The organism is Chromobacterium haemolyticum DSM 19808 (genome assembly GCF_000711885.1).
GTDB classification, from domain to species: Bacteria; Pseudomonadota; Gammaproteobacteria; order Burkholderiales; family Chromobacteriaceae; genus Chromobacterium; species Chromobacterium haemolyticum.
Window position 1 is genome coordinate 108,025 of sequence record NZ_JONK01000015.1, and the last position, 8,873, is coordinate 116,897.

General features: G+C 63.4%; 11 protein-coding genes. All 11 read left to right on the plus strand.

The features are described from left to right. Positions 1-42: 42 nt before the first annotated feature. Complete coding sequence (locus BR71_RS10905) at positions 43-759, plus strand: flagellar brake protein (protein ID WP_231138274.1); 717 nt, start codon at positions 43-45, stop codon at positions 757-759. 53 nt (positions 760-812) lie between these two features. Then, complete coding sequence (hisG, locus tag BR71_RS10910) at positions 813-1,454, plus strand: ATP phosphoribosyltransferase (RefSeq protein ID WP_043589540.1); 642 nt, start codon at positions 813-815, stop codon at positions 1,452-1,454. Positions 1,455-1,464: 10 nt separating this feature from the next. Further along, positions 1,465-2,757 carry a histidinol dehydrogenase gene (hisD, locus tag BR71_RS10915; protein ID WP_043636861.1) on the plus strand — a complete coding sequence of 431 codons (1,293 nt, stop codon included), beginning with the start codon at positions 1,465-1,467 and terminating at the stop codon, positions 2,755-2,757. 57 nt (positions 2,758-2,814) lie between these two features. Beyond that, complete coding sequence (locus tag BR71_RS10920; RefSeq protein WP_043636864.1) at positions 2,815-3,804, plus strand: ABC transporter substrate-binding protein; 990 nt, start codon at positions 2,815-2,817, stop codon at positions 3,802-3,804. Between the two features lie 99 nt (positions 3,805-3,903). Beyond that, complete coding sequence (hisC, locus tag BR71_RS10925) at positions 3,904-4,974, plus strand: histidinol-phosphate transaminase (protein ID WP_043636865.1); 1,071 nt, start codon at positions 3,904-3,906, stop codon at positions 4,972-4,974. Positions 4,975-4,977: 3 nt separating this feature from the next. Then, complete coding sequence (gene hisB / locus BR71_RS10930) at positions 4,978-5,571, plus strand: imidazoleglycerol-phosphate dehydratase HisB (protein ID WP_043636868.1); 594 nt, start codon at positions 4,978-4,980, stop codon at positions 5,569-5,571. Next, complete coding sequence (locus tag BR71_RS10935; RefSeq protein ID WP_043636870.1) at positions 5,568-5,984, plus strand: VOC family protein; 417 nt, start codon at positions 5,568-5,570, stop codon at positions 5,982-5,984. The genes hisB and BR71_RS10935 overlap by 4 nt, the downstream gene beginning before the upstream one ends. 4 nt (positions 5,985-5,988) lie before the next feature. Continuing rightward, entirely contained in the window at positions 5,989-6,630 is a 642-nt protein-coding gene (gene hisH, locus BR71_RS10940; protein WP_043636872.1) for an imidazole glycerol phosphate synthase subunit HisH, read from the plus strand. 20 nt (positions 6,631-6,650) lie between these two features. Further along, positions 6,651-7,391 carry a 1-(5-phosphoribosyl)-5-[(5-phosphoribosylamino)methylideneamino]imidazole-4-carboxamide isomerase gene (hisA, locus tag BR71_RS10945; protein ID WP_019103911.1) on the plus strand — a complete coding sequence of 247 codons (741 nt, stop codon included), beginning with the start codon at positions 6,651-6,653 and terminating at the stop codon, positions 7,389-7,391. Positions 7,392-7,559: 168 nt separating this feature from the next. Then, positions 7,560-8,324, plus strand: coding sequence for an imidazole glycerol phosphate synthase subunit HisF (gene hisF / locus BR71_RS10950; RefSeq protein WP_019103912.1), 765 nt, complete (start codon positions 7,560-7,562; stop codon positions 8,322-8,324). Between the two features lie 233 nt (positions 8,325-8,557). Continuing rightward, on the plus strand, positions 8,558-8,873 hold a 316-nt coding region (locus BR71_RS23535; protein ID WP_156038948.1), incomplete at its 3' end, for a transposase.

Below are 8,873 nucleotides of genomic sequence, written 5' to 3' on the forward strand. Positions count from 1 at the left end.
AACGACCATAACGCTGGCGCAACATCCGGCTCGCAGCCATCGTTGGATCTCGCCAAATACACGCTGTCCACGTCGGTGGAGATCGCCCATCACCTGGCCGGCATCGCCAAGAACGGCCACATGGTGACGGTGTTTTCCAACAAGGGTAAAACCTTCATCCTGACCCGCTTCCTGGAAGTGGATCACAAGGCGGGCACGCTGGTGTTCGACTGGGGCGCGGACCCGGAGACCAATGAGCATTTACTGGCCAGCGAGCGCAATGTCTTTGTCTGCTCGCCGGAGGGCGTCAAGACCCAATTCGTCACCGGTCAGGTGCGGCGAGTCGAGTGGGAGGGCCAGCCGGCCTTCCAGGCGGATCTGCCCGAGCAGGTGATCAAGCTGCAGCGCCGTGAGTTCTTCCGCATCCAGACCCCGGTGGCCAGCCCAGTGATGTGCCATGTGGCCGATTATCCGCACAAGCCCGTCGACCTGGCCTTGTTCGACGTCAGCCTGGGCGGCGTCAGCATGTGGCTGCCGCAGCCGGGAACGCCCGGCTTCGACATCGGCCAGCAATACCAGCGCTGCACGCTGGATTTGAAACCGCTGGGCGCGCTGCATATCGGGTTGGAAGTCCGCCACCGGCTGGCCGCTAAATTGCGCAACGGCAACGAAGCCGTGCGCATAGGCTGCTCCTATCTGGGGCTGACGCCGGCGATGGAGACGTTGATCCAGCGCTATGTCGGCCTGCTGGAGCGCGAACGCCGCGCTCTGGTGGGCTGAGCCCGGGTCGCTCCGCCTTAACTTCGATTTCGTTATCCTTGCCGCAATACATCATGAAGCTGACTATTGCCCTGTCCAAAGGGCGCATCTTTGAAGAAACTCTGCCTTTGCTGGCCGCAGCCGGCATTTTGCCGGCGGAGGACCCTGAAGCCTCGCGCAAACTGATTATCGGCACCAACCATCCGGGGGTGCGGCTGGTGATCGTGCGCGCGTCCGACGTGCCGACCTACGTCCAGTACGGCGCGGCCGATCTGGGCATCGCCGGCCGCGACGTGCTGATCGAGCACGGCGGCGCCGGCTTGTACCAGCCGCTGGATCTCAATATCGCCAAGTGCAATATGATGGTGGCGGTGCAAAACGGCTTCGATTACGAGGCCGCGGTGCGTCGCGGCGCGAGGCTGAAGATCGCCACCAAGTATCCGCAGATCGCGCGCGAGCACTTCGCCCGCAAAGGCGTGCACGTGGACATCATCAAGCTCTACGGCTCGATGGAGCTGGCGCCGCTGGTCGGCTTGGCCGACGCCATCGTCGACTTGGTCTCCACCGGCGGGACGTTGCGCGCCAACAATCTGATCGCGGTCGAGCACATCGTCGACATCAGTTCGCGGCTGGTGGTCAACCAGGCCGCGCTCAAACTCAAACACGACGTGATCCAGCCGGTGCTGGACGCATTCGCCGGCGCCGTGCCGGCCTGAGGTCCGCTCCATGCTGAAACTGTCTTCTTCCCAAGCCGATTTCACCGACCGCCTGCAGGCGCTGCTGGCCTTTGAAACCGCGCAAGATCCGGCCGTCGACGCGGCCGTCGCCGCCATCTGCGACGATGTCAAAGCGCGGGGCGACGCCGCGGTGATCGAATACACCAACCGCTTCGATCGCATGCGCGCCGTCTCCATGGCCGATCTGACGCTGTCGCGAGAGCAACTGGAGGCCGCCTTCCAGCGGTTGAGCGATCCAGTGCGCCATGCGCTCAGCACCGCCGCGGAGCGGGTGCGCCGCTATCATGAGAAGCAGCTGGCGCATTCCTGGAGCTACCAGGACGAGGACGGCACCCTGTTGGGGCAGCAAGTGACGCCGCTGGACCGCGTCGGCATCTACGTGCCGGGCGGCAAGGCCGCCTATCCCAGCTCGGTGCTGATGAACGCGCTGCCGGCCAAAGTGGCCGGCGTGGGCGAAATCATCATGGTGGTGCCGACGCCGGACGGCGAGCGCAACGATCTGGTGTTGGCGGCAGCCTATATCGCCGGCGTCGACAAGGTGTTCACCTGTGGCGGCGCGCAGGCGGTGGCCGCGCTGGCCTACGGCACCGAAACCGTGCCTCAGGTCGACAAGATCACCGGCCCGGGCAATGCTTACGTCGCCGCGGCCAAGCGCCGGGTATTCGGCGTGGTGGGCATCGACATGGTGGCCGGCCCGTCCGAGATTCTGGTGATCTGCGATGGCGACACTCCGCCGGACTGGGTGGCGATGGACTTGTTCAGTCAGGCCGAGCACGATGAAATCGCCCAGGCCATCCTGCTGTGCCCGTCGGCGGAATACATTGCCCAAGTCGAGGCCAGCGTCGCCAGGTTGCTGCCGCAGATGTCGCGCCGCGCAATCATCGAGGCCAGCCTGGGCAACCGCGGCGCGCTGATTCAGGTCAGCGACTTGGCGCAAGCCTGCGAGATCGCCAACTACATCGCGCCCGAGCATCTGGAACTGTCGGTGGCCAACCCGGACAAATTGTTGCCGCGGATTCGCCACGCCGGCGCCATCTTCATGGGCCGCTTCACCTCGGAAAGCCTGGGCGATTATTGCGCCGGCCCCAATCACGTGCTGCCCACCAGCCGCACCGCGCGTTTCGCCAGCCCGCTGGGCGTGTACGATTTCCAGAAGCGCAGCAGCCTGATCCGAGTGTCCCAGGCCGGCGCGCGGGCGCTGGGCCAGGTTGCCAGCCTGCTGGCTCACGGCGAAGGGCTGAGCGCGCACGCGCGCGCCGCGGAACTGCGCTTGGACGCATAGCGTCAAGAGCAAAATGCCGCGTCATCGCTTAATCTGGATAAGTAACCGGAGAAGGCGATGGCTGGGCTGCTACGCATCATGGCCGGACTCTGTCTGGCCTTTTTCTTGTCCGCGGCGGCTTGGGCGCAGCCGCGAGTGCTGGTGGTGGAGAGCTATCATAGCGACTACCCCTGGGATCGGGATTACCGCCGCGCGCTGCAGGAGCGTCTGGGCAAGCGCGCGCAATTGAGCTATTACGCGATGGACACCAAGCGCCTGCCGCCGGCCCAGCATCAGGCGCGCGCCGACGAGGCGCTGGCCATGGCGGCTAAAATAAAGCCGGATCTTGTCATCGTCGGCGACGATGCCGCGTTACAGAGAGTGGGCAGCAAGCTGGCTCAGCAAGGCGTGCCGGTGATTTATCTGGGCATCAACAACAATCCGCGCAATTACTTCCCGGGCGCGGCGACGAACGTCAGCGGCGTGCTGGAGCGGCCCTTGATCCTGCGCAGCGTCTTCGAACTGGGTAAAACCGTCAAAGGCTTGCGCAACGCCCTGGTGTTGTTCGACGACGACCTGACCTCGCGGATCATCCGCGACGAGACCTTCGTCGGCCGAGACACCATGTTGTTGGCCAATATCCATGTCGACCTGTTCTTGACCGGCTCCTACGCCGAGTGGCAGCGGCGAGTGCTGAGCGCAGCCGACCGTTACCAGGCGATCTGGGTGGGCCTCTACTTCACCCTGCGCGATGCCGGGGGCAGGGTAGTGCCCGGCGATGAAGCGCTGCGTTGGACCGCCGCTCACGCCAAGCTGCCGCTATTTGCGTTTTGGGACTTCGCCGTGGGCAAGGACAAAGCCGCGGGCGGCTTGGTGCTGTCCGGCTACGAGCAAGGCCGAGAGGCGGCCAAGTTGGCCGAACAGGTGCTGTTCCAAGGTCAGTCGGTGGCCAGTTTGTTCCCGGTGACGCCTTCGGAAGGCCGTTATGTTTTCAGCCGCGAAGGGATGGCGCGCGACCACGTCCAGCTGCCGGCGCGGCTGCGGGAACGGGCTGACTGGGTTGAGTAGCTGAAAGCGAATGAACACGCTACTATAGCTTTTCGCCGTTTCCGATAACACGGCTCCGTCCACGGGGCTCTTGTTGGCCGCGAGGCCGATTGCGATGTCATGAAAAAGTCCGTCCGACAATTGGTGCGCGATGAGATCGCCGCCATCAGCGCCTACCCGGTAGCCTCCGCCGACGGCTACATCAAGCTGGACGCCATGGAGAATCCGTGGCCCTTGCCGGCCGAGCTTCGCCAAGAACTGGCGCGGGTCTTGGCCGACGTCGCGGTCAACCGTTATCCGGATCCGTCCGGCGGCACCTTGAAAGCCCAACTGAAGCAGGCGTTTGCTATCCCCGAGCCGGCCGATGTGTTGCTGGGCAACGGCTCAGACGAGCTGATCACTTTGGTGGCTCAGGCATTGGCCCGCCCCGGCGCCAAGTTGCTGGCGCTAGAGCCGTCGTTCGTGATGTACAAGATGAACGCGTTGTTCTCCGGCCTCGATTACGTCGGCGTGCCGCTGCGCTCCGATTTCAGCCTGGATCTGCCGGCGACGCTGGCGGCCATCGCCGAGCATCAGCCGGCGGTGGTGTTCGTGTCTTACCCCAATAATCCGACTGGTCCCCGCTTCGCCCGCGCCGAGGTGGAGGCGATCTGCGAGGCCGCGCCCGGCCTAGTGGTGGTGGACGAAGCCTACCAGGCTTTCGCCAGCGACAGCTTCATGAACCTGGCCGGCCTGCGCGACAATCTGATCGTGATGCGCACGCTGTCCAAGCTGGGCCTGGCCGGCATCCGGCTGGGCTACGCCGCCGGCCCCGCCGCCTGGATCCGCGAGCTGGACAAGGTGCGCCCTCCGTACAACATCAATGTGCTGACCCAGGCCGCCGCGCGCTTCTCGCTGCGCCATATCGAGGTGTTCAACCGTCAGGCCGCGGAGCTGTGCGAGGAACGCGGCCGGCTGGCGGCGGGGCTGGCGCGCTACGCCGCCGTGGAAGCCTTCCCTTCCGAAGCCAATTTCATCACCATCCGGGTGCCGGACGCGCCGGCCTTGTACCAGCATTTCAAGGCCAGCGGCATCCTGATCAAGCAACTGCACGGCAGCCATCCGCTGCTGGAGCGATGCCTGCGGCTGACCGTGGGCACGCCGCAGGAAAACGACGCCATGCTGGCAGCCCTGGACGCTTACTTCGCCTAAGTCATGAGAACCGCAACCGTTACCCGCAATACCCTGGAAACCCAGATCACCGTCAGCCTGAACCTGGACGGCGCCGGGGTCGGCCGCTTTGAAACCGGCGTGCCCTTTCTCGACCACATGATGGACCAGGTCGTCCGCCACGGCTTGATCGATCTGGACGTGGTTGCCCACGGCGATCTGCACATTGACGCCCACCACACGGTGGAAGACATCGGCATCACTCTGGGCCAGGCTTTCGCCAAGGCGATAGGCGACAAGAAGGGCATCCGCCGCTACGGTCACGCCTATGTGCCCTTGGACGAGGCGCTGAGCCGGGTGGTGATTGATCTGTCCGGTCGGCCGGGCCTGGTGTACAACGTCGAATACACCCGCGCCAGCATCGGCCAGTTCGACGTCGACCTGTTTTCCGAATTCTTTCATGGCTTCGTCAATCACAGCATGGTCACGCTGCACATAGACAATCTGCGCGGCGTCAACAGTCATCACCAGGCCGAGACCATCTTCAAGGCGTTTGGTCGCGCTCTGCGCATGGCCTGTGAGGTGGACGAGCGCATGGCGGGGCAGACGCCGTCCACCAAGGGCACGCTGAGCGTATGAGCCGGGTCGACTCCGGCATCGCCGGCCTCAACCACCTGTGTTTGTCGGTGCCCGACCTAGCGGCGGCGCTAACGTTCTATGACCAGGTGATGCCGGCGATGGGCTGGCGGGGGCGCAGTAGCGCGGATGCGCGCGCCTATGTCGCCGGCAACTACGAAATCTACCTGCAGCAGAGCAAAACCATGGATGCGGGCTTTGTCCGCCATGGCGTCGGCTTGCAGCATCTGGCCTTCAATGCGCCCAGCCGACAGGCGGTGGACGCGTTGCATGCGCTTTTGCTGCGAATCGGCGCGCGGGTTACCGATGCGCCGGCCGAGTACGAGCATTACAGCGACGGTTACTACGCCGTCTTTTTCCAGGATCCAGGCGGCATTGCGCTGGAGTTCTGCCACACCCCGAACATGAGCTTGTAGCAAGATGAAAGTCGCAGTAGTGGATTACGGCATGGGCAACTTGCATTCGGTGCTCAAGTCGGCGCAGGCGGTCAATGACATCGGCGCGGACATCTTTCTTACCCGCGAGCCGGAGGCCGTGCTCAGGGCGGACAAGGTGATCTTTCCCGGGCAGGGCGCGATGCCGGATTGCATGCGGGAACTGAATCAACACGGTTTGGCCGATGCGATAAGGGAAAGCACCAAGAGCAAGCCGTTTTTTGGCATCTGCGTCGGCGCCCAGCTATTGTTCGAGGAAAGCGAGGAGGGGCCGACCCAAGGCCTGGGCCTGTTTCCCGGCAAGGTGGCGCGCTTTGCCCCCGGGCTGCGCGACGCCGAGGGCGAGCGTTTGAAAGTGCCGCACATGGGGTGGAACCAGGTGTTCCAGAAAACAGTCCACCCCTTGTTCGCCGGCATCGCCGACGGCGAGCGTTTCTATTTTGTGCATAGTTACCACTTTGCGCCGGCCGATGCGGGCCTGACGCTGGCGGAAAGTGAATATCCCGAGCGGTTTTCCTGTATTGTCGGTCGTGGGAACATCTTCGCAAGCCAGTTCCACACCGAAAAGAGCCACCGGGCCGGTCTTCAGATGATGAAGAACTTCCTGGCCTGGGATGGCAGTGTTTAACTCACGTTTGATTTAGCACCATGCTGCTCATACCCGCGATAGACCTGAAAGACGGTCAATGCGTACGCCTGAAACAGGGCGTGATGGACGATGCCACCGTTTTCTCCGACGACCCCGTGCAAGTCGCCGCCCATTGGCGCGATCAGGGCGCTCGCCGCTTGCATCTGGTCGACCTCAACGGCGCCTTCGCCGGCAAGCCCAAGAATCTGGCGGTGATCCGCGACATCCTGGGCGAGGTCGGCGATGAATTGCCGGTGCAGTTGGGCGGAGGCATCCGCGACCTGGACACCATAGAGAAGTATCTGGACATGGGCTTGTCCTACGTGATCATAGGGACAGCCGCGGTCAAGACCCCCGGCTTCCTGCATGATGCCTGCGACGCCTTCCCGGGCCAGGTCATCGTCGGCCTGGACGCCAAGGACGGCATGGTGGCGGTAGACGGCTGGGCCAAGATCACCAACCACAAGGTGGTCGATCTGGCCAAGCGCTTCCAGGATTACGGCGTCAATTCGGTGATCTACACCGACATCGGCCGCGACGGCATGATGAACGGCGTCAACATCGACGCCACCGTCAAGCTGGCGCAGGCGTTGACCATCCCGGTAATCGCTTCCGGCGGTCTGAGCAATCTCGACGACATCCGCGCGCTGTGCGCGGTGGAGGACGAGGGCATCGAAGGCGCGATCACCGGTCGCGCCATCTACGAAGGCGGCATTGATTTCGCCGCCGCGCAGACGCTGGCCGACGAATTGTCGGACTGAGAGGCTGCTCAAAGTCGCGCGAGCAAGAGCGAGACCAGGCGTTTTCAACGCCGTGCCGCTGAAGCGCAGCAGACTATGAGCAGGTTCTGAGAGCCTGTATCTCGACTCATCAAGCCTTGCCGGCCCGTACTCACTGTCCGGGCCGTTTGGCTGTTTGCCGGACCCCATATGCTTGCCAAACGCATCATCCCCTGTCTGGACGTGACCGCCGGCCGCGTCGTCAAAGGCGTCAACTTCCTGGGCCTGCGCGACGCCGGCGACCCGGTGGAAATCGCCCGTCGCTACAACGAACAGGGCGCGGACGAGTTGACCTTTCTGGACATCACCGCCAGCTCGGACCAGCGCGACATCATCCTGCACGTGATTGAATCGGTGGCGGAGCAGGTGTTCATTCCCTTGACCGTGGGCGGCGGGGTGCGGGAGGTGGCGGACATCCGCCGCCTGCTGAGCGCCGGCGCGGACAAGGTCAGCATCAATACCGCGGCGGTGACCCGCCCGCAGTTGGTCAGCGAGGCGGCCGACCGCTTCGGCAGTCAGTGCGTGGTGGTGGCGGTGGATGCCAAGGCTGTGACGCCGGAGAACGACCGCTGGGAGGTGTTCACCCATGGCGGCCGCACGCGCACCGGCATCGACGCGGTGGCGTGGGCGCGCCAGATGCAGCAACTAGGGGCGGGAGAAATCCTGCTGACCAGCATGGACCGCGACGGCACCAAGATCGGCTTTAATCTGGAGCTGACGCGCGCGGTGTCGGAGGCGGTGGATATCCCGGTGATCGCCTCCGGCGGCGTGGGCACGCTGCAACACTTGGTGGACGGGGTCAAGCTGGGCAAGGCCGACGCGGTGCTGGCCGCCAGTATTTTCCATTTTGGCGAGCACACGGTGGCGGAGGCCAAGCAGGCGATGCGGGACGCCGGCATTGAGGTGCGGCTGTGATAGCCGGTTCCATGCCCGTTGCGCTTGCCGCCGAGCACGGCCTCTAAACGCTCCCGCCTTGTTTGCGTCAACGTCCTGTCTCGCGCTTGCGCGTAGGGCTTTAGAGCCTGTTCAAAGTTTCGCGAGCTAGGGCGAGACAAGGCGAAAAGCAGCGAAAAAGCGGAATGGTCGAGGGGATATGAGCATGTTGAGCTTGTACTCACCGCGCAACGCTTCACGAAGCGCAGCAGACTATGAACAGGTTCTTAGAACCTGTTTACGATCTTTTTGTGAGCGATAATGGGCTGGTGAAGAGAAAATCCTACCCAAGCGACATTAGTCGAGAAAAGTTTGCCCAGATAGAGCCGCTACTACGTGGCGTACGGCGTAACACCAAACCGGTACAGCTGGATCTGTATGAAGTGTTCTGCGCAGTGCTCTATGTTCTACGCACAGGTTGTCAGTGGCGCTATCTACCGCCTGACTTTCCCAAGTGGCAGAACGTCTATGCGTATTGGCGCAAATGGACCGAACCTGACTTGCACGGCGTAAGCGTGTTGGAGCTGGCAT